The following is a 22,445-nucleotide window of genomic DNA, read 5'->3' as shown; positions in this document are numbered from 1 at the left end:
GCGGCGAGACGGCATGACGACGGCAAGGTGCCGCGCTTTCCGCGCACGGTGTGCCGCGGCGTGCGCGCCGCCGCGTCGGCCATCGGATAAAAAAACGCCACGGCTGCCCGTGGCGTTTTTCACATCGCAGCCGGCGTCGCGCGTCAATGCAGGTCGACCGGCCGTCCGTCGAAATCGTGTCCCGCGCGACGGATCTCGCATTTGGCGTCCTTCTCGCCCTTCACGCCGTTGAACACGAGATTCAGGAGCACGGCCGACACCGACGCGAGCAGGATCCCGCTGTGAAGAATCGGGGCGAACGCGCTGGGCATCTTCGCGAAGAAACCGGGCGACACGACCGGCACGAGACCGAGGCCGATGCTCACCGCGACGATGAACAGGTTGTTGTGGTTGCCGACGAAATCGACCTTCGACAGCACCTTGATGCCGTTCGCCGCGACCATCCCGAACATCACGATGCCCGCGCCGCCGAGCACGAACGAGGGCACCGACGCGACCACCTGCGCCATCTTCGGAAACAGGCCGAGCAGCACCAGCAGCACGCCGCCCGTGGCGCACACGTAGCGGCTCTTCACGCCCGTCACGCCGATCAGGCCGACGTTCTGCGAGAACGAGGTGTGCGGGAACGAGTTGAAGATCCCGCCGATCAGCGTGCCGAGGCCGTCGACGCGCAGCCCGCGCACGAGGCGTTCCTGGTCGACCGGCCGTTCGACCATGTCGCCCACGGCGAGGAACATGCCGGTCGATTCGATGAAGGTGACGAACATCACGATCACCATCGTCGCGATCGACAGCGGATCGAAGTGCGGCAGTCCGAAGTGGAACGGCATCACGAAGCCGACCCACGGCGCGCTCGCGACGCCGTCGGTGTTCACCCGGCCGAGCGCGAACGCGAGGCCGAAGCCGGCGACGATGCCGAGCAGCACCGAGATGTTCGCGACGAAGCCGCGCCCGAACTTGTTGATCAGCAGGATGATCGCGAGCACCAGCAGCGACAGGCCGAGGTACACGGGATTGCCGTAGTCGGGGTTGCCGACGCCGCCCGCCGCCCAGTTGATCCCGACTTCCATCAGCGACAGCCCGATTACCGAGATCACCGTGCCGACCACGACGGGTGGAAAGAAACGCAGCAGCTTGCCGATCACGGGCGCGAGCACGATGCCGATCACGCCGGCCGCGATGGTCGAGCCGAAGATGTCGAGGATGCCGAGGCCGGGATTGGTGCCGATCGCGATCATCGGCCCGACGGCCGCGAACGTGCAGCCCATGATCACCGGCAGGCGGATGCCGAAGATCCACAGGCCGAGGGTCTGGATCAGCGTGGCGATGCCGCACGCGAACAGGTCCGCGCTGATCAGGAACGCGATCTGGTCTTTGGGCAGCTTGAGTGCGCCGCCGACGATGAGCGGCACGGCGACCGCGCCGGCGTACATGACGAGCACGTGTTGCAGACCCAGCGTCAACAACTTGCCGGACGGCAACACCTCGTCGCACGGATGGACCGTGTTCGATTGCATCTGTCTCACTCCATGATCTTGTTTTCTGGATGACACGAAGTTATGCGCATTGCCGGTCCGCAACAAGAGTACTGGGTTCTATTCCGCTCTTTGCAGCAGTGATATGCGCGTTTCGCGCGAGTAAGCAGTGGAATCATGGGCGATGGGCGGTGGCTGTGAGGTTCAGGGTTTTTATAGCCGTCCAAAAATGCCGGGAGCGTCCCGCCAAATATCGCGGGGTTTATGGTGTGTATTGGGAAGGCCGCATAGTGGGTTTGCGCGGGGGGCGCGCGGCGCGCGGGGTTAACCCGCGCAAGCCGTTCTCGCAGCAGGGTTGCACCGCTGCGGGACGATAATGGGGATTGAGTAAGTCAGGGCGATAGGCAACGCGTGACGACGTGCTCGCTTGAGCAACGCGACGTTGGCCTGGATCCGCTAGGACTTTGCGCGTCGGCGGCGCAGGAGGTGCCGGAACAGCCACGTCATGCAGAGCACGATGGCGAGAGACACGGCCAGGTGGACGAGAAGAACCAGGTCGTCACCCGCCTCGCCATCCCAGAATCCCGGTACATGGCTGAAGATCCAGATCCACATGCTTTCGGAGATCGGCAGGGTGAAGGCGGGATGATTCAGACAGAGCCACGCCAGGAGCAGGGTCGCACCCGCGATCCACAGCGTGAAGGCGACGAAGCGGAGTCCATTTTTCATCGGACCGTCACCCGCCCGTACATCTGGAGTTGCGTGCCAGGGATAACGGTGGTGCGTTGGCCTTTGAGGATGCGCCGCACTCGGTAGAAATCGATGCTGCGCTCAAGCGTAATACAGCCTTCGCTGATACCTAAATTTCCTTTGGGGTGCAGCCGGAACTGACCACGCCGAACGCGATTGCAGAAAACCTCGTCGTCAATTTTTCCGTCGATCGCGTAGAGGGCAAACCTGTCGCGCTTATCGTTGAACAGTTCCTTGAGTTGGCCCAGCATGCCGCCGGACTGACGATCGAGGACGTAGTAAGTACCAGGGGGAATGGGGCCTAAGTGCGGAATGCGGGCGGAGCGCCGCTGATTTCGGTGGCGATCCATACCGGAGAATGCCGGAAACGAAAGTGAACCGCGTTTCAGGCTGCTCATGTTTTCCCCGTTCAGCTTGAACGAACATTCGACCATCGTATCGTCCACTCCTCCACGTGGGCGGGTCGAAGACAGACGACCCGCAAGGCGTGGACTATGTGATCCGGCTGAAGGGCGGTCTATGAGCCTTGTCTGAAATGCGAGCAGCCTGCGATCGATCCGGCTCGCCGGCTGCCTCCCGCACGCATCAGCCGCGCCGCCGCCCGAGCAGGCTGAGCCCGTACGCGAGCGCCGACAGCGCGGTGATCCAGAAGCTGGTCGGCCAGTCGGTGTAGTACGCGAGCGTGATGCCGAGCCACGCCTGGGCGAGCGCGAGGAGCGCCGCGAGCCAGACGCCCGTCGACAGGCGCGTCGCGAGGTTCTGCGCGGCGGCGGCCGGCCCGACCAGCAGCGTGAACACCAGCAGCACGCCGACGATCTGCGTGCACGCGGCGACGGCCAGCGCGCAGATCGCGAGGAACAGCACCGACACGCGGCGCAGCGACACGCCCTTCGCCTCGGCCAGCTCGGGTTGCAGCGAGGCGAACAGCAGCGGCCGCATGATCGCGGCGAGCGCGACGAGGCTGACCGCGCCGATGCCGGCGAGCACGGCGAGCGTCGCGCGGCTCACGCCGAGCACGTTGCCGAACAGCAGCGCGGTGACCTGGGTCGCATAGCTCGTGTAGAAGTGCAGGAACAGCAGGCCGCAGCCGAGCGCGACCGACAGCGTGACGCCGATCGCGACGTCGCGGCCCGCGAGCCGTTCGCCGAGCGCGCCCATGCCGACGCCCGCGGCGAGCGTGAAGCCCACCATGCCCCAGATCGGCGAGATGCCGAGCAGCACCGCGCCCGTCGCGCCGGTGAAGCCGACGTGCGACAGCGCGTGGCCCGCAAAGGTCTGGCCGCGCAGCACGAGGAAGTAGCCGACCACGCCCGCGAGCACCGCGACGATGCCCGCCGCCGCGAACGCGTTGACCATGAATTCGTACTCAAACATCGTGTGCGTGTCCGTCGTGGGGATGGGCGTGACCGTGCGCGTGCGCGCCGTCGTCTTCGTGTTCGTGGTCGTGCTTCTCGACTTCGACGTCGCCCGACATCACGAAGATGCGGCCGTTGACGCGCATCACGTCGATCGGCGAGCCGTACAGCCGCGACAGCACCGGCTTCGTGATCACCTCGTCGACGGTGCCGAGCGCGGCGACGCCGCTGCCGAGATACAGCACGCGGTCGAGCGCGTTGAGGAGCGGGTTCAGTTCGTGCGCGGAGAACAGCACGGTGATGCCCAACTCGCGCTGCACGCGCCGCACCAGCTCGACCACGCCGCGCTGGCGGTGCGGATCGAGGCTGATCAGCGGTTCGTCGAGCAGCAGCAGTTTCGGTGCGCCGAGCAGGCACTGCGCGAGCAGCAGGCGCTGGCGTTCGCCGCCCGACAGCTCGGACAGCGGCCGCTGCGCGAGGGCCGTGCCGCCGACGAGATCGAGCACGCGCGCGACGTCTTCCCTCACCGCCGCGCTGGTGCGCGGCAGGCCCCAGTGGTGGCCGTCGGCCGCCATCGCGACGAAGTCGTAGCCGCGCACGCGGCGGCCGGCGAGCGCGCTGCGCGTCTGCGGCATGTAGCCGATCGCGGGGTTGCCGCGCGCGACGGGTTCGCCCGCGACGCGCAGCGTGCCGCGCGCGGCCGGCACGAGGCCGAGCACCGCGCGCATCAGCGTGGTCTTGCCCGCGCCGTTCGGCCCGAGCACGCCGACGAATTCGCCGGCCTCGACGGCGAGGCTCACGTCGTCGAGGATCGTGCGCCCGCCCAGCGTGAGCGTGACGTGCTCGAGTTCGAGCGCGTGCGCAGCGTGCGTCATCACTTTTGGGCGAGCGCGGCGCCGAGCGCGTCAAGCTGCGCGAGCATCCACTGCTGGAAGGTCTTGCCCGACGGCTGGGTCTCGGTCACGGCGATGCTCGGCACGCGCGCGTCGTGCGCGATCTTCAGCATCCGCTTCGTCATCGGCTCCTCCGCCTGGCTGTTGTAGATCAGCACGCGCACGCGCCGGTTGCGCAGGTCGCTTTCGAACGCGGCGATGTCGGACGCGCTCGCCTCGGTGTCGTTCATCGTCGCGAGCTGGAAGCGCAGGTTGCGCATCTCGAGGCCGAGCGCATCGGCCATGTAGCCGAACACGGGCTCGGTGGCGGTCACGGGCGCGCCCTGGTATTGCGCGCGCAGCGCGGCGACCTTCGCGTCGAGCGGCTGCAGCGACGCGATGAAGCGCGCGAGGTTCGCGTCGTACTCGGCCTTGTGCGCGGGATCGGCCGTGCCGAGCGCGGCGGCGATCGCGCGCGCCGCGGCCGGCATCGTCGCCGGGTCGTACCACAGGTGCGGGTTGTCGCCGGCCTTCTTGCCGAGCAGATCGGCGACCACGATCGTCGTGCGCCGCGCGCTCTTCGACGCGCCGAGCAGCTTGGTCATCCACGGGTCGTAGTTCGCGCCGTTGTAGACCACGAGGTTCGCGTGCTGGAGCGCGCGCGCGGTCTTGGGGCTCGCCTCGAACAGGTGCGGGTCCTGGTCGGGATTGCTGAGGATGCTGGTCACCGCGACGCGCGCGCCGCCGATCTGCTGCACCACGTCGCCGTAGAAGTTCTCGGCGGCGACGACCTGCACGGGGGCATTCTGCGCGGCGGCCGCTGCGCTCAGCGTGAGCGCGCAGGCGCCGGCGGCCAGCCGGCGGGCCAGGGAGGAAAACGAGCGCGCGCGCAGCGAAGCGCGCAGCGAGGCGACGGAGATCATGCGGTCGATCCTGGTGGGTCGGTGGAAAGAGGCGCTGCGCTTACGCGCGCGGCGCCTGCCGGGTCTTGCAGTGCCCGCACAGGCCGCTCAGCTCGACGACCTGGTGATGCAGCTCGAAACCGTGCGCGGGCGCGCTGGCGGACAGCTGCCGCGCGAGTTCGACGCCGGGGATCTCGACGGTGTCGCCGCACGCTTCGCAGATCAGGAACTGCCCTTCGTGCGGCTGGCCGATCTCGCAGCAGGCGAGGAACGCGTTCTTCGATTCGATCCGGTGGATGAAGCCGTGCTCGACGAGAAACTCGAGCGCGCGATAGACCGTGGTCGGCGGCACCCGGCCGCGCTGCGGCTCCAGCTCGGCGAGCAGGTCGTACGCGCCGATCGGCCGCTGCGCGGCGAGCACGCGCTCGTACACCTGCCGGCGCAGCGGCGTCCAGGTGAGGTCGTGCTCGGCGGCGAACGCGTCGGCGCGGGCGAGGCGGGCGGCAAGGGGATGGGTCGAGGCCATGGCGGAGACCGGCGGATCGAAGGAATCGTGATGATATAACGTATCCGCCTCGACTGCACGGAGCCGGGGCGCGTCGGCCCGCCGCCGATGCCGCGCCGCATCATCGAAAAGGGGATTGCCCGCCTTGACAGCGACGACATCGTATTCGATCATTCGATCGCGGTATGAGCAAATGATCATTCAGTGAACGTTCGCTCGCCGACGGATTCGCCAACGACTACAACGAATCGGAGACAGCCAGTGAGATTGCAGGACAAGGTCGCGATCCTGACGGGCGCCGCGAGCGGCATCGGCGAGGCGGTCGCGCAACGTTACCTGGACGAAGGCGCGCGCTGCGTGCTGGTCGACCTGAAGCCCGCCGACGGCGCGCTCGCGCGGCTCATCGACGCCCAGCCCGACCGCGCCGTCGCGCTCAGCGCGGACGTCACGCGCCGCGACGATCTGGCGCGCATCGTCGCCACCGCCGTCGAGCGCTTCGGCGGCATCGACATCCTGTTCAACAACGCGGCGCTGTTCGACATGCGCCCCCTGCTCGACGAATCGTGGGACGTGTTCGACCGCCTGTACGCGGTCAACGTGAAGGGCATGTTCTTCCTGATGCAGGCGGTCGCGCAGCGGATGGTCGAACAGGGGCGCGGCGGCAAGATCATCAATATGTCGTCGCAGGCGGGCCGGCGCGGCGAGGCGCTCGTCTCGCACTACTGCGCGACCAAGGCGGCGGTGCTCAGCTACACGCAATCGGCCGCGCTCGCGCTCGCGCCGCACCGGATCAACGTGAACGGCATCGCGCCCGGCGTGGTCGACACGCCGATGTGGGACCACGTGGACGCGCTGTTCGCCCGCTACGAGCACCTGCCGCCCGGGGAGAAGAAGCGTCGCGTCGGCGCGGCGGTGCCGCTCGGCCGGATGGGCGTGCCCGCCGACCTGACGGGCGCCGCGCTGTTCCTCGCGTCGGCCGACGCCGACTACATCACCGCCCAGACGCTGAACGTCGACGGCGGCAACTGGATGAGCTGAGATCATGGCCGCGATCGTGGTCGCCGGAGAACTGCTGGCCGAATTCGTCGCGGCGCGGCGCGGCCAGGGCTTCGAGGCGCCGGGCGCGTTCAGCGGGCCGTTTCCGAGCGGCGCGCCCGCGATCTTCGCGGACCAGGCGGCGCGCCAGCGCGTCTCGGTCGCCTACGCGGGCTGCGTCGGGCGCGATGCGTTCGGCGACGCGATCGTCGCGCGGCTGCGCGGCCACGGCGTCGAGACCGGCGCGATCCGGCGCGTCGGGCGGCCGACCGGCGTCGCGTTCGTCGCCTATCGCGACGACGGCAGCCGCCAGTTCGTCTACAGCCTCGCGGGCAGCGCGGCCTCGGCGCTCGACGCGAGCGACGTCGCCCCGGCGTTGTTCGACGGCTGCCGCTATTTTCATGTGATGGGTTCCTCGCTGACGAGCGCGGCCGCGATCGATGCGGTGCGGCGGGGCGTGACCGAGGCGGCGCGGGTCGGCGCGAAGGTGTCGTTCGATCCGAACGTGCGCGCCGAGATGCTCGCGTTCCGGCCGATGCGCGCGGCGCTGCACGAGGTGCTCGATGCATGCCACCTGTTCCTGCCGAGCGAGGCCGATCTGCCGTTCTTCTGCGGCGAGCAGGCGTGCGAGCGCGCGATCGCCGGCCTGCTCGCGACCCGCCCGCTGTTGGAGCGCGTGGTGCTGAAGCGCGGCGCGGCCGGCTGCTCCGCGTTCGAGCGCGCGGGGCGCTGCGAGGCGCCCGGTTACGCGGTGCGCGAAGTCGATCCGACGGGCGCGGGCGACTGCTTCGGCGGCACCCTGGTCGCGAGCCTGATCGACGGCCTGCCGGTCGAGGCCGCGCTGCGCCGCGCGAATGCGGCGGGCGCGCTCGCCGTGACGCGGGTCGGCCCGATGGAGGGCAACAGCGACCGGGATGAACTCGATCGCTTCATCGCCACGCGAGGTGCCGCATGCACGATGTGATTCCGGCGCGCGCGGGCGCGGCGCTCGCCGATCTGTTCGACGCCAACCGGCGCACCGGCGCGCGCGGCATCTACGCGGTATGCAGCGCGCACCGGCTGGTGCTCGAGGCGGCCTGCGAGACCGCGCGCGACGATGCGTCGCCGCTGCTCGTCGAGGCTACCTGCAATCAGGTCAATCATCGCGGCGGCTATACGGGGTTCACGCCGGCGGCGTTCCGGCGCGACCTCGAGGGGCTGGCGCGCGCGCGCGGGCTCGCGCCCGACGCGCTGCTTCTCGGCGGCGACCACCTCGGCCCGAATCCGTGGCGGCATCTCGATGCGCGCAGCGCGCTCGACGAGGCCTGCGCGATGATCGAGGCCTATGTCGACGCGGGTTTCACGAAGCTGCACCTGGACGCGAGCATGACCTGCGCGGACGACGCCGCACCGCTGCCGGATGCGGAGATTGCCGCGCGCGCGGCGCGGCTGTGCGCGGTGGCGGAGCACGCGGCCGCACGGACGGGCCTCGCGCCCGTCTACGTGATCGGCACCGAGGTGCCGGTGCCCGGCGGCGAAGCGGGCGGCGCGGACGACGGCGACGCGATCGCGCGCATCGAGGTGACCCGCGCGGACAGCGTGCGGGCCACGCTCGACGCGCATCGCAGCGCATTCGCGCGGCTCGGGCTCGACGCGGCCTGGTCGCGCGTGATCGCGGTGGTCGCGCAGCCCGGCGTCGATTTCGACGATCGCCGGGTGCTCGACTATGCGCCGGCGAAGGCCGCGCCGCTCGCCGCGAGCATCCTGCACGCGCCGGGCCTCGTGTTCGAGGCGCATTCGACCGACTACCAGACCGAGGCCGCGCTCGCCGCGCTGGTGCGCGACCATTTCGCGATCCTCAAGGTCGGGCCGGCGCTGACGTTCGCGCTGCGCGAGGCGTTGTTCGCGCTCAGCTACATCGAGGACGCGCTGTACGATGAGGCGGACGAACGTTCCGGGCTGCGCGAGGTGGTCGACGCGGCGATGCGCGCGCGCCCCGAGCACTGGGCGCCGTACTACCGCGGCGACGCGGCCGCGCAGCGGCTCGCGCGGCAGTTCAGCTACAGCGACCGGATCCGCTACTACTGGCTGCAGCCCGCCGTCGCGGCGGCGGTCGAGCGGCTGTTCGGCAATCTCGCGCGCCGCGCGCCGCCGGAGACGCTCGTCGCGCAGTGGCTGCCCGACGTCTACGCGGCGCGGCGCGCCGGTGCGCTGGCGGGCGGGCCCGACGCGTGGGTCCGCCACCGGATTCGCGAGGTGCTCTCGCGTTATGCGCGCGCCTGCGGGACGCGGCCGCGCGCCTGATGATCCGCCCGACGACAAGCCGATAAACACAGGAGACATGCGATGCAACGACTCAAGCCCACCGCCGCGATGCTGCGCCCAGGCGCAGGGCGCCTCTGCGCGGGCGTCGCGCTGACCGCGTGCGCGCTCGCCGCGCATGCGGCGACGCTGACGATCGCGACCCTCAACAACCCGGACATGATCGAGCTGAAGAAGCTGTCGCCGGCGTTCGAGAAGGCGAACCCGGATATCCGGCTGAACTGGGTGATCCTGGAGGAGAACGTGCTGCGGCAGCGCGCGACCACCGACATCACGACGGGCAGCGGCCAGTTCGACGTGATGGCGATCGGCACCTACGAGGCGCCGCAGTGGGGCAAGCGCGGCTGGCTCGCGCCGATGACGAACCTGCCCGCCGACTACGATCTGAACGACGTCGTGAAGACCGCGCGCGACAGCCTGTCCTATAACGGCCAGCTGTACGCGCTGCCGTTCTACGTCGAAAGCTCGATGACCTTCTACCGCAAGGATTTGTTCGCGGCGAAGGGGCTCAAGATGCCGGATCAGCCGACCTACGCGCAGATCGCCGAATTCGCCGACAAGCTCACCGACAAGGCCGCCGGCACCTACGGCATCTGCCTGCGCGGCAAGGCGGGCTGGGGCGAGAACATGGCCTACGTGTCGACGGTGGTGAACACCTTCGGCGGCCGCTGGTTCGACGAGCAGTGGAACGCGCAGCTGACCTCGCCGGAATGGAAGAAGGCGATCAATTTCTACGTGAACCTGCTGCGCAAGAACGGGCCGCCGGGCGCCAGCTCGAACGGCTTCAACGAGAACCTCACGCTGACCGCGTCGGGCAAGTGCGCGATGTGGATCGATGCGACGGTCGCGGCGGGCATGCTGTACAACAAGCAGCAGTCGCAGGTCGCCGACCGCATCGGCTTCGCGGCGGCGCCCGTCGCCGTCACGCCGAAGGGCTCGCACTGGCTGTGGGCGTGGGCGCTCGCGATCCCGAAGACCTCGAAGCAGCAGGACGCCGCGAAGAAGTTCATCGAATGGGCGACCTCGAAGCAGTACATCGAGCTGGCGGGCAAGGACGAGGGCTGGGCCTCGGTGCCGCCGGGCACGCGCCAATCGACCTACCAGCGCGCCGAGTACAAGGCCGCCGCGCCGTTCTCCGACTTCGTGCTGAAGGCGATCCAGACCGCGGACCCGACCGATCCGTCGCTGCAGAAGGTGCCGTACACGGGCGTGCAGTACGTCGGGATTCCCGAGTTCCAGTCGTTCGGCACGGTGGTCGGCCAGTCGATCGCGGGCGCGGTCGCGGGCCAGATGAGCGTCGACCAGGCGCTCGCCGCCGGACAGGCCGCCGCGGACCGCGCGGTGCGCCAGGCGGGCTACCGCAAATGAACGGCCGCGCGCGCCGCCCGGCCATCCGGCTCACGCGCGCGGCTCGGCCGCGCGCCTTCCACAGGGAGCTTCGCTCATGCGCCATCTCCGCCTTCCGCTGTCCCATCCGGTGCCGCTGACGCCTGACGCGCGCGCCGCCGCCGCGTCGCGCGGCCGCTCCACGCGCTGGCTCGTCTCGCCCTCGGTCGCGGTGCTGGTGCTGTGGATGTCGATCCCGCTCGCGATGACGATCTGGTTCTCGCTGTCGCGCTACAACCTGCTCAATCCCGACGTAAAGGGTTTCGCCGGGCTCGACAACTACCGCTTCCTCGCGACCGATCCTTCGTTCCTGCCGGCGATCTGGCACACGCTCGCGCTGATCGGCTCGGTGCTCGCGATCACGGTGGTCGGCGGCGTGCTGATGGCGGTGCTGTTCGATCGCAAGTTCTACGGGCAGGGCGTCGCGCGCCTCCTCGCGATCGCGCCGTTCTTCGTGATGCCGACCGTGTCGGCGCTGATCTGGAAGAACATGATCCTGCATCCCGTGTACGGTCTCGTCGCGGCCGCGATGCGCGCGCTCGGCATGCAGCCGATCGACTGGTTCGCGCAGTATCCGCTCTCCGCGGTCGTGATCATCGTCGCGTGGCAGTGGCTGCCGTTCGCGTTCCTGATCCTGTTCACCGCGATCCAGTCCCTCGACCAGGAGCAGAAGGAGGCCGCGCGCATCGACGGCGCGGGCCCGTTCGCGATGTTCTTCCACATCACGCTGCCGCACCTGAAGCGCGCGATCGCGGTGGTCGTGATGATGGAGACGATCTTCCTGCTGTCGATCTTCGCGGAGATCTACACCACCACCGGCGGCGGCCCGGGCGACGCGACCACCAACCTGTCCTACCTGATCTACGCGCTCGGCCTCCAGCAGTTCGACGTGGGGCTGGCGTCGGCGGGCGGGATCCTCGCGGTGGTGCTCGCGAACGTGGTGTCGTTCTTCCTCGTGCGGATGCTCGCGAAGAACCTGAAAGGGGAGTACGAAGCATGAGCGACCTGTCCATTCCAACCCGGCCGCGCTCCGCGCGCGGGCCCGCCGGCGTGCTGCGCGCGCTTGGGCGCGGCCTGCCCGGCGTGCTCGCGTGGCTGGTCGCGCTGCTGCTGTTCTTCCCGATCTTCTGGATGGCGATCACCGCGTTCAAGACGGAACAGCAGGCCTATTCGTCGTCGCTGCTGTTCGTGCCGACGCTCGACAGCTTCCGCGAGGTGTTCGCGCGCAGCGACTACTTCGCGTTCGCGTGGCATTCGGTGCAGATCTCCGCGGGTGTCACCGCGATCTGCCTGCTGCTCGCGGTGCCTGCCGCGTATGCGATGGCGTTCTTCCCGGGCCGGCGCACCCAGTCGCTGCTGCTGTGGATGCTGTCGACCAAGATGATGCCGTCGGTCGGCGTGCTGGTGCCGATCTACCTGTTGTGGAAGAACGCGGGGCTGCTCGACACCGTGTCGGGCCTCGTGATCGTCTACACGCTGATCAACCTGCCGATCGCGGTGTGGATGACCTTCACCTACTTCAACGAGATTCCGCGCGACATCCTGGAGGCGGGCCGCATCGACGGCGCGTCGACCTGGCAGGAGATTGTCTACCTGCTGCTGCCGATGGCGCTGCCCGGCCTCGCGTCGACCGCGCTGCTGCTCGTGATCCTGTCGTGGAACGAGGCGTTCTGGAGCATCAACCTGTCCAGCTCGAACGCGGCGCCGCTGACGGTCTTCATCGCATCGTATTCGAGCCCGGAAGGGCTGTTCTGGGCGAAGCTGTCGGCCGCCTCGCTGCTCGCGGTCGCGCCGATCCTGGTGGTCGGCTGGTTGTCGCAGAAGCAGCTCGTGCGCGGCCTCACGTTCGGAGCGGTCAAGTGAGCGGCGCCGGGGAACAGGCGCTGATCTGCGATTGCGACGGCGTGCTGATCGACAGCGAGGCGATCGCGGCCGAGGTGCTGGTGCGCGAACTCGAGGCGCGCTGGCCCGGCGTCGCGGCGCGCCCGATCGTGATGCCGCTGCTCGGCCTGCGCACCGAGCGCGTGCTCGAAGGCGCATGCGCGCACGCCGGCCGCACGCTCGCGCCGGCCGACGTCGAGGCGATCCGCGCGTGCGTCGCGGCGGCGGCCGTCGAGGCGCACGAGGTCGACGGCGTGGCGGATGCGCTCGCGCAGATCCCGCTGCGCGCCGCCTGCGCGAGCAACAGCGACCACGCCTATGTCGAGACGGTTCTGCGGCGCACCGGGCTCGTGCGTTTCTTCGGCGCGCGCGTGTTCTGCGCGGACCGCGTCGCGCGGCCCAAGCCGGCGCCCGACGTCTACCTCGCGGCTGCCCGGGCGCTCGGCGTCGCGCCCGCGCGCTGCGTGGTGGTGGAGGACAGCGTGACGGGCGTCACCGCGGCGACGGCGGCCGGCATGACGGTATTCGGCTTCGCGGGCGCGGGCCACGCATCGGCGGTGCAGCGCGCGGCGCTGCGCGACGCCGGCGCGCGTCAGGTATTCGATGCGATGCGCGCGCTGCCCGCGCTGGTCGCGCAATGGCGCGCGACCGACGCGGCGCAGCCGCATTGAACGACGGCGTCGCCGTGCGACGCGTCACTGGACACTGGAACGGAGGCGGAAAAATGGCAAGCGTGCTCCTGCGCAATATCGGCAAGCGCTACGACGACACCGAGGTGCTGCGCAACGTCAACCTCGACATCGCGCACGGCGAATTCGTGGTGTTCGTCGGGCCGAGCGGCTGCGGCAAATCCACGCTGATGCGGATGATCGCGGGCCTGGAGGACATCTCGGACGGCGACCTGCTGATCGACGGCGCGCGCGTCAACGAGGTGCCGAGCGCGAAGCGCGGCATCGCGATGGTGTTCCAGTCGTACGCGCTGTATCCGCACATGACGTTGTACGACAACATGGCGTTCGGCCTCAAGCTCGCGGGCGCGAAGAAGCCCGAGATCGACGCCGCCGTGCGTCAGGCCGCGAAGATCCTGCACATCGACCATCTGCTCGACCGCAAGCCGAAACAGCTGTCGGGCGGCCAGCGGCAGCGCGTCGCGATCGGCCGGGCAATCACGCGCAAGCCGAAGGTGTTCCTGTTCGACGAACCGCTGTCGAACCTCGACGCGGCGCTGCGCGTGAAGATGCGGCTCGAATTCGCGCGGCTGCACGACACGCTCGGCACCACGATGATCTACGTGACGCACGACCAGGTCGAGGCGATGACGCTCGCCGACAAGATCGTCGTGCTGTCGGCGGGCAGCGTGCAGCAGGTCGGCACGCCGAACGCGCTGTACCACGCGCCCGCGAACCAGTTCGTGGCGGGCTTCATCGGTTCGCCGAAGATGAATTTCCTGGCAGGCGTCGCGCATGCGGTGAGCCCCGACGAGGCGCTCGTGCGCTTCGCGAGCGGCGAGACGCAGCGGGTCGCGGTCGACACGGCGAGCCTGCGCGTCGGCGACAGCGTGACGGTCGGGGTGCGGCCCGAGCATGTGCGGGTCGACGCGGCGGCGGGCGAGGGCGTCGCCGCGCGTGCGATGGCGGTCGAATCGCTCGGCGATGCGGCTTATCTGTACGCGGAAACGCCGCTCGCGGCCGACGGCCTGATCGCGCGGATTCCACCGCTCGACACTTACCGGAGCGGCGAGACGCTGCGCGTGAGCGCCGAGCCTGCGCACTGCCACCTGTTCGACGCCGACGGGCGCGCGTTCGCGCGCCGCCTGCCGCATGCGCGCGCGGCTTGATCCATCCGTGTCAGGGGAACATCCGCGCGGCGAGGAAGTCGACGAACGCGCGCCGCGTGCGCCCGACGGTTGGATCGCGCGGCGTCTCGCCGCTCGACACCGACAGGAGCGGCGAGACGCCGCGCGTATTCGCCATGCCTGCGCACTGCCACCTGTTCGACGCCGACGGGCGCGCGTTCGCGCGCCGCCTGCCGCATGCGCGCGCGGCTTGATCCATTCGCGTCAGGGGAACATCCGCGCGGCGAGGAAGTCGACGAACGCGCGCACCTTGGGCGTCGCATGGCGGCCCGACGGCCACAGCAGATGGAACACGATGGTGCGCTCGACGTGGCCGTCGAGCACGGTGCGCAGCGTGCCGGCCGCGAGCTCGCCGCGCACCGAGAAGTCGGGCACGCAGGCGATGCCGCGCCCGCGCAGCGCGAAGCACACGCGGGTCTCGAGGTTGTTGCAGATCATCGAGACCGGCACCTCGACGCCCGGCGCGTCGCGCAGCGGCCAGACTTCGAGCTTGCCGTCCTTCGGATAGCGGAAATGCAGGCACACGTGCCGCGTGAGGTCGGCGGGCGTGCGCGGCGTGCCGTGCCGCGCGAGGTAATCGGGCGCGGCGACGAGCAGGGTCCGGCACGCGCCGAGCCGGCGCGACGACAGGCGCGAGTCGCTCGGCGCGCCGGTGCGCAGCACCGCGTCGAAACCTTCGTCGATCACGTCGACGAGCCGGTCGGAGAAATCGAGGTCGAGCTGGATGTCCGGATAGGCGGCCATGAAGTCGGCGAGCAGCGGCTGCACCAGCCAGCTGACGATCGGCAGGCTCACGCGCAGCCGGCCGCGCGGCGCGTCCGAGGTGTCCGACAGTTCCTGTTCCGCTTCGTCCAGTTCGGCGAGCACACGCCGGCAGCGCTCCAGAAAGCGCGCGCCCTCGGCCGTCAGCGCGATGCTGCGGGTGCTGCGGTGGAACAGCCGCGTGCGCAGGCGCGCCTCCAGGCGCGCGATGCGTTTGCCGACCGCCGAGGCGGACAGGCCGAGCGCGCGACCCGCCGCGACGAAGCTGCGGGTTTCCGCAACCTGCACGAACACGAGCAGACCGGTCAGGCTCTCCATGGCGATCCTCTCGATTGCGGACATCGATGTCCGCGGAGTCAGGAACTCTAGCCCAGTTTTTCTTCGCGTGCCGGCTGCCTACCATGGGCGTTCGATTCGACTTTCGATTCCGGAGGGATGACATGGAGCAGCATGGAAAAGGGCGCCGGCGCGCGGCGGCGAGGTTGCGCGCGCATCGAACGGGAGGGCGCGCCGCATGAGCGACGATTGCGTGCTCGATGAAGCTGCCGTTGCCCAGGCCGCGCCGGCGGGCGCGCGCACGGGCCGGCTGCCGGTCGGCGGCCTGCTCGCGCTCGCGACGGCCGCCTTCGTGACGATCCTGACCGAGGCGCTGCCGGCCGGGCTGCTGCCGCTGATGAGCCGCGACCTGCGCGTGAGCGAGGCGCTCGTGGGCCAGCTCGTGACGGTCTACGCGCTCGGCTCGCTGCTCGCCGCGATTCCGCTCGTCGCGGCCACGCGCGGGATGCGTCGACGGCCCTTGCTGCTGATCGCGCTGGCGGGATTCGTGGCCGCGAACACCGTCACGGCGGCGTCGGCCTCGTATCCGCTCACGCTGGCCGCGCGCTTCGTCGCCGGCATGTCGGCGGGCTTGTTGTGGGCGCTGCTCGCCGGCTACGCGAGCCGGATGGTCGAGGCGCGGCTGCGCGGCCGCGCCATCGCGCTCGCGATGCTCGGCGCGCCCGTCGCGATGTCGATCGGCATTCCGCTCGGCACCGCGCTCGGTGCGGCGTACGGCTGGCGCGTCGCGTTCGCCGCGATGACGGCGCTCACGCTCGCGCTGATCGCCTGGGTGCGCGCGGGCCTGCCGGATTTCGCGGGGCAGGCGGCCGGCGCGCGCCGGCCGGTCGCGGCGGTGTTCGCGCTGCCGGGCGTCGCGGCTGTGCTGGCCGTGATGTTCGCGTTCGTGCTCGCGCACAACATCCTGTACACCTATATCGCGCCGTTTGCGACGCTGGCGCGGATGGCGGCGCGGGTCGACACGGTGCTGCTGGTGTTCGGCGTGCTGTCGATCGCCGGCATCGCGCTGACGGGCGCGTGGATCGGCGCGCGGCTGCGCGGGCTCACGCTCGCGAGCGTCGCGCTGTTCGGCGCGGCGGCGCTGCTGCTGGGTGTCGCGGCACGGACGCCGGCGGCGGTTTACGCGGGCGTCGCTGCGTGGGGGCTCGCGTTCGGCGGCGCGCCGACGCTGTTCCAGACCGCCCTCGCGGACGCCGCCGGCGACGCGGCGGATGTCGCGCAGTCGATGCTCGTCACGGTGTGGAATCTTGCGATCGCAGGCGGCGGCCTGGTCGGCGGGCTGGTGCTCGGCGCGCGCGGGCCGGCGGGCTTGCCGTGGTTGCCCGTCGCGTTGCTCGCGGCGGCGTGGATGTTCGCGTGGCGCGCGCGCACGGTGGCGTTTCCGGCGGCGCGCGCGAGCGCATGAACGTCTCGGCGTTTCGGCGACTGAGCGGTTTCGGCGTCTGAGCGACTGAGCGACTGAGCGACTGAGCGACTCAGCGACTCAGCGACTCAGCGACTCAGCGACTGAGCGACTGAGCGACTCAGCGACTCAGCGACTCAGCGACTCAGCGACTCAGCGACTGAGCGACTGAGCGACTGAGCGACTCAGCGACTGAGCGACTGAGCGACTGAGCGACTGAGCGACTCAGCGACTCAGCGTCTCAGCGACTCAGCGTCTCAGCGACTCAGCGTCTCAGCGACTCAGCGTCTCAGCGACTCAGCGTCTCAGCGACTCAGCGTCTCAGCGACTCAGCGTCTCAGCGACTCAGCGTCTCAGCGTCTCAGCGTCTCAGCGTCTCAGCGTCTCAGCGTCTCAGCGTCTCAGCGTCTCAGCGTCTCAGCGTCTCAGCGTCTCAGCGCGGACCGCGGTGACGCGCGCGGGTTCCCGGACAGGAGCGTCTCGATGGCGGGCGCGCGCGCAGCACCGCGGCGTCGCGGCGAGCCCGCCCTGCGCTCAGGCCGCCGCGAGCGCCGCGCGTGCGCAGGTCTCATCGGTGACGAGACCCGACAGCCAGCCGCCGCGCAGCGCGGCCAGCACGGCCGCCGGTTTGCGCGGGCCCCCGGCGAAGCCGATCGTCGGCCGCTTCGGCGGCGCATCGAGCGGCACGCTGGTCACGCGCGCGCTCGTCGACGTGGCGACGCGCCGGCCCTGCGCATCGATCGGCACGCCGAGCATCTCGGCCACCGCGCCGAGCCGGATCATCTCCTCGAGTTCGTCCGCGGTGATGAAGCCGTCCTCGTACAGCGGGCAGGGCGCGCTGAGGTTGCCGAGCCCGATGAACGCGACGTCCGCATGCGCGGACAGCGTCTCGACGATCCGATAGAGCCGGTGATTGCACCACTGCGCGCGCTCGGCGTCGCTGTCGGCGAACAGCGGGGCGGGCAGCAGGAAATGCTTGCCGCCGGTTTTCTCGGAGATGTGCTGCGCGACGTCATAGCGGTTCGACGAGCCGTCCTGCGCGATCGCGCCGACCATCGACACGAGCCGGTGCTGCGGCCGCTCCAGCTGCGCGATCTGCGAGGCGGCGGCCTTCAGGGTCCGGCCGCTGCTGACCGCCACCACCATCGGCCGCTCCTCGTTCAGGTAGCGCTCCATCACCTGCGCGCCTGCGACCGCGAGCTTGCGGTCGATCGCGCCCGGGGTGTCGCTGTCGACCGGCACGACCTCGCACAGCGCCAGGCCGTAGCGTTTCGACAGCTGGGCGGCGAGGTCGAGGCAGTCGGCGACCTGATGGTCGACGCGGACCCGGATCAGATTCTTCTCGACCGCGAACGCGACGAGCCGCTGCGCGACCGGCCGCGAGACCTGGAGTTTTTCCGCGATTTCGTTCTGGGTGTCGCCCGCGACGTAGTAGAGCCACGCGGCGCGCGTGGCGAGATCGAGTTTTTCGGAGGACTTGGACACGGTGGCGTGATGGACGTGGAAGGCAGCTCAGTGGTTGACAGTCGAAGCATGCACGTTAGCGGGCACGGATGTCACGCGAGTCGTGCGCGGCCCGGCTCGAACAGCGGCCGCACGTGACGGTAGAGCGCGCGGAACTGCGCGAGGCGCGCGCGCAGCGCCGCGTGGCGGCTGGGGTCGGGCGCGTATTCCGCGCGCAGCGGCGGCTTGGTCAGCACGCGCGCGGCGTCGCCGCCGACCGCGAGCCAGCCGAGCCGCGCCGCGCCGAGCGCCGCGCCCGTCTCGCCGCCGCCGTGCTGGCGGGTGCGCACGCCGAGCGCGTCGGCGAGCAACTGCGCCCAGTATGCGCTGCGCGCGCCGCCGCCGATCAGCGACAGCGCGTCGGCCGCGGTGCCGGCCGCGCGCAGCGCGTCGAGCCCGTCGGCGAGCGCGAGCGTCACGCCTTCGAGCACCGCGTAGCCGAGCCGCGCGCGGTCGGTGCCGTGCGTGAGGCCGAACCACACGCCCTGCGCGTAGGGATCGTTGTGCGGGGTGCGCTCGCCGGACAGGTAGGGCAGGAAGTACGGCGCGTCGTCGAGCGAGGCGGGATCGAGCGCGGCGACCTCGGCGAGCAGGGTCGGCTCGTCGGTCGAGGTCAGCCTGCAGACCCAGCGCAGGCAGCTTGCCGCCGACAGCACCACGCTCATCTGCTGCCAGCGGTCGGGGATCGCATGGCAGAACGCGTGCACGGCGGAGGCCGGGTTGGGCAGGAAGCGGTCGCCGACCACGCTCAGCACGCCCGACGTGCCGAGCGAGACGAAGCCGTCGCCGGGTTCGGTCGCGCCGATCCCGAGCGCGCTGGTGGCGTTGTCGCCGCCGCCGCCCGCGACCACCACCGAGGCGTCGAGGCCGAGCAGGCGGGCGACCTCGGGGCGCAGCGCGCCGGACGGCGCGTTGCCCTCGACGATGCGCGGCATCTGCGCGCGCCGCATGCCGCCCGCGTCGAGCAGCGCGTCGGACCAGTCGCGCCGCGCGACGTCGAGCCACAGCGTGCCGGCCGCGTCGGACGGATCGGAGACCTTCTCGCCCGTCAGCCGCAGCCGCAGGTAGTCCTTCGGCATCAGCACGCAGGCGGTCGCGGCGAACAATTCGGGTTCGTGCCGCGCGACCCACAGCAGCTTGGGCGCGGTGAAGCCGGGCATCGCGAGGTTGCCCGCGAGCGCATGCAGGCCCGGCGCGCGCGCGGTGAGCGCCGCGCATTCGTCGGCGCTGCGCATGTCGTTCCACAGGATCGCGGGGCGCAGCACGCGGTCGGCGCGGTCGAGCAGGACCGCGCCGTGCATCTGGCCGGACAGGCCGATGCCGCGCACCTCGGCGAACGCGGCCGGATGCTGCGCGCGCAGCGCGGCGAGCGCCGCGACGGTGCCGTTCCACCAGTCGTCCGGATGCTGCTCGGCCCAGCGCGGATGCGGCCGCGCGACCGAGAACGGCGCGCCGGCCGTGCCGACGACGGCGCCGTCGGAGGCGAGCAGCAACACTTTCACTTCGGAGGTGCCGAGATCGATGCCGAGATACATGTGCGATGACCAGTCCGTCGGAAGGAGCCGCTACTTTAGCCGGGCGTTCGCCGGGATGCCAATGCAGGGTTGACCCGAGCGCGCGTCAGCGCGCCGCGAGCCAGGCGTCGACCCGTGCGAGGCCCGCGCGCAGCGCGTGCGCGAGCGCCGGGTCGCCGGCGAGCCCGCCCCACAGCGCGCGCTCGCCGGCGAGCGCCGCGACGGGATCCGGCGCGGCGACGAGCGCGCGCGCGAGGTCCGGGTCCATCACGCTGTCCTGGTACGCATAGGGCAGCGCGCCGCGCGCCCAGCGTTCGAGAAAGCGCAGGAACAGCGCGGGCAGCACCGCGGTCGCGACCGGTTGCGCGCCGCGCGCGAGCGTTTGCGCGAGGGTCGGGGCGATGAAGCCGGGCAGCTTCGAGAAGCCGTCGGCGGCCACCCGCTGATTGGTGTCGCGGATGAACGGATTCGCGAAGCGCTCGAGCACGACGTCGCGATAGCGCGCGAGGTCGAGCGGGCTCGGCGTGAGGCACGGGATCACGTCGGCGCTCACGTAGTCGGCGGCGAAGCCGCGGATCGCCGGGTCGAGCGTGCCCTCGTGGATGTAGGTCAGGCCGGCGAGCGTGCCTGCCCACGCGATGCAGCTGTGGCTCGCGTTGAGGATGCGGATCTTGGCCTCCTCGTAGGGATGCACGTCGCCGACCAGCTCGACGCCCGCCCGCTCCCACGCGGGGCGGCCCGCGGCGAAGCGGTCCTCGATCACCCACTGGATGAACGATTCGCCCATCACCGGGCAGGCGTCCGCGCGACCGGTCGCGGCCAGCACGCGCGCGCGCGCCTCGTCGGTCGGGCGCGGCGTGATCCGATCGACCATCGCGGCGGGACAGGTGGTGTTCGCGTCGAACCACGCGAGCAGGTCCGTTGCGCCGCGCCGTTCGAGGAAGGCGCGCATGCCGGCCCGAAAGCGCGCGCCGTTGTTGCGCAGGTTGTCGCAGCTGAGCAGCGTGAGCGGGCCCGCGCCGCGCTCGCGGCGCGCGTCGAGCAGCGCCGCGAGCGCGCCATAGATCGTGGTGCGCGCACCTTGCAGGTCGGCTGCGAGATCCGGGTTCGCGAGGTCGAGCCGGTCGTGCTCGTCGAGGGCGTAGCCGCCTTCGGTGACCGTGAACGACACGATCCGGCACGCGGGCCGCGCGCCCGCCTCGACGAGCGCGGCGAGATCGGCCGACCACGGCAGCACCTCGGTGATCGAGCGGATCGTCTCGTAGGCGCGCTCGCCTTGCGGAGTCACGGTTTCCAGCGTGTACGCGCCGTCCTGCGCGGCGAGCGCGTCGAGCGTCGCGCGCTGGTCGTCGCGGATGTTGCCGACCGCGAGCGACCAGCGCGCGTCGGGCGTCACGGCCGCGTTGGCGTGCTGCAGGTACCACGCCTGATGCGCGCGATGGAACGCGCCGGCGCCGATATGCACGATCAGCGGCGCGGCGGGGGCGGAACGGTTCATCCGATGTCTCCTGGCGGCCGCTCGGGGCCGATTAGATCATTTGCTCTCAATATGGGCGAATGATCGTATTCGTGTCGGTGAAAGTCAAGGCGGGAAACCCGGGTATCGATGCTGCGGCGCGCCAGCGTTCAGAACGGTTCGCGGGTGAGCCGCGCGAGCTGTTCGACGAGTTTCGCGGCGGGGCCGGGCAGCAGCCCGTGGCGCCGACGGAACGCGGTCAGCGTGCGGGTCGCGCTCAGACCGTGCACCGGCAGCCGCTCGATCAGGCCCGCGCGGCGTTCGGCGCGATACATGGGCTCGGCCATCCAGCCGACGAAGCCCGCGTGTGCGACGAGGCTCTTGAGCGACAGCACCGACCGGGTCTCGACGACGAGCGCGGGCGGCGCGAGGCCTTCGGCGTCGAAGGCCGCGCGCATCTGCTCGTACGGGGCGGTGCCGCGCGGCGGCATGGCCCAGCGCGCCGCGCGCGTCGCGCCGAGCGGGAGCGGCGCGCCCGCGGCGAACAACGGGTGGCCGGGCGCGGCGACCACGTGGCTTTCATCCTGCCAGCGGCACTCGGGGAGGGCGATCAGTGCGTCGGTGTCGGGCACGCTCGCGCTGAGCGCCAGATCGATTTCGTGGCGCGCGAGCGCGTCGGCGAGCCGGTCCCACACGCCTTCGAGGATCTCGACGCGCAGGTTGGGCCAGTGCTCGAGCACGCGGCCGATCGCGATCGGCAGGACCAGGCTCGCGATGCTGCCGACCGCGCCGACCTTGATCGTGCCCTTCGCGAGTCCGCGCAGCGCGTCGAGTTCCTCGCGCGCATGCTCGGCCTCGTGCAGCAGCAGGGTCGCGTGCGGCAGCAGCGCATCGCCGAGCGCGCTCAACTGCATGCCCTTGGTGTGGCGCTCGAACAGCGGGCCGCCGAGCTGGGTTTCGAGCCGCTTGAGGATGCGGCTCAGCGCGGGCTGGGTGACATGCAGCACCTCGGCCGCGCGGCCGAGGCTGCCGTGCGTGGCGATCGCGGTGAAGGCGCGCAGCTGACGCAGATCGAAACTCATGCCGTGATGGAATGCCTTTGAACAAAAAATACAGTATCCGGCCATCGGGCGCGCCCGGATACTCTGGAAACCG

Annotated in this window: 21 protein-coding genes and 1 pseudogene; 10 read left to right on the top strand and 12 right to left on the bottom strand. The window is 70.5% G+C overall.

Features of this window, described 5'->3' with window-relative positions:
• Positions 1 to 143 precede the first annotated feature (143 nt).
• From Bsp3421_RS26525 to Bsp3421_RS26495, 7 genes are all read right to left on the bottom strand, one after another.
• Complete coding sequence (locus Bsp3421_RS26525; protein ID WP_273998913.1) at positions 144 to 1,517, bottom strand: nucleobase:cation symporter-2 family protein; 1,374 nt, start codon at positions 1,515 to 1,517, stop codon at positions 144 to 146.
• 414 nt (positions 1,518 to 1,931) lie between these two features.
• Positions 1,932 to 2,204 carry a hypothetical protein gene (locus Bsp3421_RS26520; protein WP_273998911.1) on the bottom strand — a complete coding sequence of 91 codons (273 nt, stop codon included), beginning with the start codon at positions 2,202 to 2,204 and terminating at the stop codon, positions 1,932 to 1,934.
• On the bottom strand, positions 2,201 to 2,659 hold the full coding sequence (locus tag Bsp3421_RS26515) for a DUF2778 domain-containing protein (RefSeq protein WP_274004366.1): 459 nt from the start codon (positions 2,657 to 2,659) through the stop codon (positions 2,201 to 2,203). Before Bsp3421_RS26515 ends, Bsp3421_RS26520 begins: the two co-directional genes overlap by 4 nt.
• A 151-nt stretch (positions 2,660 to 2,810) precedes the next feature.
• Complete coding sequence (locus Bsp3421_RS26510; RefSeq protein WP_252981793.1) at positions 2,811 to 3,599, bottom strand: metal ABC transporter permease; 789 nt, start codon at positions 3,597 to 3,599, stop codon at positions 2,811 to 2,813.
• Positions 3,592 to 4,455 (bottom strand): ABC transporter ATP-binding protein, encoded by an 864-nt coding sequence (locus Bsp3421_RS26505; RefSeq protein ID WP_273998910.1) that lies wholly within the window; start codon positions 4,453 to 4,455, stop codon positions 3,592 to 3,594. Before Bsp3421_RS26505 ends, Bsp3421_RS26510 begins: the two co-directional genes overlap by 8 nt.
• The gene (locus Bsp3421_RS26500; protein WP_273998908.1) at positions 4,455 to 5,375 is read right to left on the bottom strand and encodes a metal ABC transporter solute-binding protein; all 921 of its coding nucleotides are present in this window, start codon (positions 5,373 to 5,375) and stop codon (positions 4,455 to 4,457) included. The genes Bsp3421_RS26505 and Bsp3421_RS26500 overlap by 1 nt, the downstream gene beginning before the upstream one ends.
• 40 nt (positions 5,376 to 5,415) lie before the next feature.
• On the bottom strand, positions 5,416 to 5,880 hold the full coding sequence (locus tag Bsp3421_RS26495) for a Fur family transcriptional regulator (protein WP_273998906.1): 465 nt from the start codon (positions 5,878 to 5,880) through the stop codon (positions 5,416 to 5,418).
• A gap of 240 nt (positions 5,881 to 6,120) precedes the next feature.
• On the opposite strand from Bsp3421_RS26495, the gene Bsp3421_RS26490 reads away from it, so the two are divergent.
• The 9 genes and pseudogenes from Bsp3421_RS26490 to Bsp3421_RS26450 form a co-directional block, all read left to right on the top strand.
• Positions 6,121 to 6,897, top strand: a complete 777-nt coding sequence (locus tag Bsp3421_RS26490) for an L-iditol 2-dehydrogenase (RefSeq protein ID WP_273998905.1) — start codon at positions 6,121 to 6,123, stop codon at positions 6,895 to 6,897.
• 4 nt (positions 6,898 to 6,901) lie between these two features.
• Positions 6,902 to 7,858, top strand: a complete 957-nt coding sequence (locus tag Bsp3421_RS26485; protein WP_273998904.1) for a sugar kinase — start codon at positions 6,902 to 6,904, stop codon at positions 7,856 to 7,858.
• Positions 7,846 to 9,177: a D-tagatose-bisphosphate aldolase, class II, non-catalytic subunit gene (locus Bsp3421_RS26480; protein WP_273998902.1), complete on the top strand. Its 1,332-nt coding sequence runs from the start codon at positions 7,846 to 7,848 to the stop codon at positions 9,175 to 9,177. Before Bsp3421_RS26485 ends, Bsp3421_RS26480 begins: the two co-directional genes overlap by 13 nt.
• A 69-nt stretch (positions 9,178 to 9,246) precedes the next feature.
• Positions 9,247 to 10,563 carry an ABC transporter substrate-binding protein gene (locus Bsp3421_RS26475; protein ID WP_274004365.1) on the top strand — a complete coding sequence of 439 codons (1,317 nt, stop codon included), beginning with the start codon at positions 9,247 to 9,249 and terminating at the stop codon, positions 10,561 to 10,563.
• Positions 10,564 to 10,639: 76 nt separating this feature from the next.
• The gene (locus Bsp3421_RS26470; protein WP_273998900.1) at positions 10,640 to 11,581 is read left to right on the top strand and encodes a carbohydrate ABC transporter permease; all 942 of its coding nucleotides are present in this window, start codon (positions 10,640 to 10,642) and stop codon (positions 11,579 to 11,581) included.
• Positions 11,578 to 12,444 (top strand): carbohydrate ABC transporter permease, encoded by an 867-nt coding sequence (locus Bsp3421_RS26465; RefSeq protein WP_273998899.1) that lies wholly within the window; start codon positions 11,578 to 11,580, stop codon positions 12,442 to 12,444. The genes Bsp3421_RS26470 and Bsp3421_RS26465 overlap by 4 nt, the downstream gene beginning before the upstream one ends.
• A complete protein-coding gene (locus Bsp3421_RS26460) occupies positions 12,441 to 13,133 on the top strand; it encodes an HAD family hydrolase (protein WP_273998898.1) in 693 nt (230 codons plus the stop codon). Before Bsp3421_RS26465 ends, Bsp3421_RS26460 begins: the two co-directional genes overlap by 4 nt.
• A gap of 53 nt (positions 13,134 to 13,186) precedes the next feature.
• Positions 13,187 to 14,299: an ABC transporter ATP-binding protein gene (locus Bsp3421_RS26455; RefSeq protein ID WP_273998897.1), complete on the top strand. Its 1,113-nt coding sequence runs from the start codon at positions 13,187 to 13,189 to the stop codon at positions 14,297 to 14,299.
• Positions 14,300 to 14,357: 58 nt separating this feature from the next.
• Positions 14,358 to 14,511, top strand: a pseudogene (locus Bsp3421_RS26450) (ABC transporter ATP-binding protein); the annotation flags it as partial.
• A 10-nt stretch (positions 14,512 to 14,521) separates the two neighbouring features.
• On the opposite strand, the gene Bsp3421_RS26445 reads toward Bsp3421_RS26450, so the two are convergent.
• Positions 14,522 to 15,397 (bottom strand): LysR substrate-binding domain-containing protein, encoded by an 876-nt coding sequence (locus Bsp3421_RS26445; protein ID WP_273998895.1) that lies wholly within the window; start codon positions 15,395 to 15,397, stop codon positions 14,522 to 14,524.
• 196 nt (positions 15,398 to 15,593) lie between these two features.
• Between Bsp3421_RS26445 and Bsp3421_RS26440 the strand changes: the two genes are divergently transcribed.
• Positions 15,594 to 16,820: an MFS transporter gene (locus tag Bsp3421_RS26440; protein ID WP_273998894.1), complete on the top strand. Its 1,227-nt coding sequence runs from the start codon at positions 15,594 to 15,596 to the stop codon at positions 16,818 to 16,820.
• A gap of 531 nt (positions 16,821 to 17,351) precedes the next feature.
• On the opposite strand, the gene Bsp3421_RS26435 is transcribed toward Bsp3421_RS26440, so the two are convergent.
• The 4 genes from Bsp3421_RS26435 to Bsp3421_RS26420 all read right to left on the bottom strand — a co-directional run bounded on the left by Bsp3421_RS26435 (position 17,352) and on the right by Bsp3421_RS26420 (position 22,372).
• Complete coding sequence (locus Bsp3421_RS26435) at positions 17,352 to 18,302, bottom strand: sugar-binding transcriptional regulator (protein WP_273998891.1); 951 nt, start codon at positions 18,300 to 18,302, stop codon at positions 17,352 to 17,354.
• Between the two features lie 71 nt (positions 18,303 to 18,373).
• Entirely contained in the window at positions 18,374 to 19,855 is a 1,482-nt protein-coding gene (gene xylB / locus Bsp3421_RS26430) for a xylulokinase (RefSeq protein ID WP_273998889.1), read from the bottom strand.
• An 85-nt stretch (positions 19,856 to 19,940) separates the two neighbouring features.
• Complete coding sequence (gene dalD, locus Bsp3421_RS26425) at positions 19,941 to 21,332, bottom strand: D-arabinitol 4-dehydrogenase (RefSeq protein WP_273998888.1); 1,392 nt, start codon at positions 21,330 to 21,332, stop codon at positions 19,941 to 19,943.
• Positions 21,333 to 21,460: 128 nt separating this feature from the next.
• Entirely contained in the window at positions 21,461 to 22,372 is a 912-nt protein-coding gene (locus Bsp3421_RS26420) for a LysR family transcriptional regulator (RefSeq protein ID WP_273998887.1), read from the bottom strand.
• Between the last annotated feature and the right edge of the window lie 73 nt (positions 22,373 to 22,445).

This window comes from Burkholderia sp. FERM BP-3421 (assembly GCF_028657905.1).
Classification (GTDB): Bacteria; Pseudomonadota; Gammaproteobacteria; order Burkholderiales; family Burkholderiaceae; genus Burkholderia.
This window is presented reverse-complemented; position numbering and strand designations above follow the sequence as displayed.

Bases quoted from the DNA above. Each gene is read 5' to 3' on its own strand.
- Bsp3421_RS26475 (WP_274004365.1), top strand. From the start codon at position 9,247: ATGCTGCGCCCAGGCGCAGGGCGCCTCTGCGCGGGCGTCGCGCTGACC.
- Bsp3421_RS26510 (WP_252981793.1), bottom strand. From the start codon at position 3,599: ATGTTTGAGTACGAATTCATGGTCAACGCGTTCGCGGCGGCGGGCATC.
- Bsp3421_RS26525 (WP_273998913.1), bottom strand. From the start codon at position 1,517: ATGCAATCGAACACGGTCCATCCGTGCGACGAGGTGTTGCCGTCCGGC.
- Bsp3421_RS26445 (WP_273998895.1), bottom strand. From the start codon at position 15,397: ATGGAGAGCCTGACCGGTCTGCTCGTGTTCGTGCAGGTTGCGGAAACC.
- dalD (WP_273998888.1), bottom strand. From the start codon at position 21,332: ATGAACCGTTCCGCCCCCGCCGCGCCGCTGATCGTGCATATCGGCGCC.
- Bsp3421_RS26485 (WP_273998904.1), top strand. From the start codon at position 6,902: ATGGCCGCGATCGTGGTCGCCGGAGAACTGCTGGCCGAATTCGTCGCG.
- Bsp3421_RS26515 (WP_274004366.1), bottom strand. From the start codon at position 2,659: ATGGTCGAATGTTCGTTCAAGCTGAACGGGGAAAACATGAGCAGCCTG.
- Bsp3421_RS26495 (WP_273998906.1), bottom strand. From the start codon at position 5,880: ATGGCCTCGACCCATCCCCTTGCCGCCCGCCTCGCCCGCGCCGACGCG.
- Bsp3421_RS26420 (WP_273998887.1), bottom strand. From the start codon at position 22,372: ATGAGTTTCGATCTGCGTCAGCTGCGCGCCTTCACCGCGATCGCCACG.
- Bsp3421_RS26465 (WP_273998899.1), top strand. From the start codon at position 11,578: ATGAGCGACCTGTCCATTCCAACCCGGCCGCGCTCCGCGCGCGGGCCC.
- Bsp3421_RS26505 (WP_273998910.1), bottom strand. From the start codon at position 4,455: ATGACGCACGCTGCGCACGCGCTCGAACTCGAGCACGTCACGCTCACG.
- Bsp3421_RS26520 (WP_273998911.1), bottom strand. From the start codon at position 2,204: ATGAAAAATGGACTCCGCTTCGTCGCCTTCACGCTGTGGATCGCGGGT.
- xylB (WP_273998889.1), bottom strand. From the start codon at position 19,855: ATGTATCTCGGCATCGATCTCGGCACCTCCGAAGTGAAAGTGTTGCTG.
- Bsp3421_RS26455 (WP_273998897.1), top strand. From the start codon at position 13,187: ATGGCAAGCGTGCTCCTGCGCAATATCGGCAAGCGCTACGACGACACC.
- Bsp3421_RS26500 (WP_273998908.1), bottom strand. From the start codon at position 5,375: ATGATCTCCGTCGCCTCGCTGCGCGCTTCGCTGCGCGCGCGCTCGTTT.
- Bsp3421_RS26440 (WP_273998894.1), top strand. From the start codon at position 15,594: ATGAGCGACGATTGCGTGCTCGATGAAGCTGCCGTTGCCCAGGCCGCG.
- Bsp3421_RS26470 (WP_273998900.1), top strand. From the start codon at position 10,640: ATGCGCCATCTCCGCCTTCCGCTGTCCCATCCGGTGCCGCTGACGCCT.
- Bsp3421_RS26480 (WP_273998902.1), top strand. From the start codon at position 7,846: ATGCACGATGTGATTCCGGCGCGCGCGGGCGCGGCGCTCGCCGATCTG.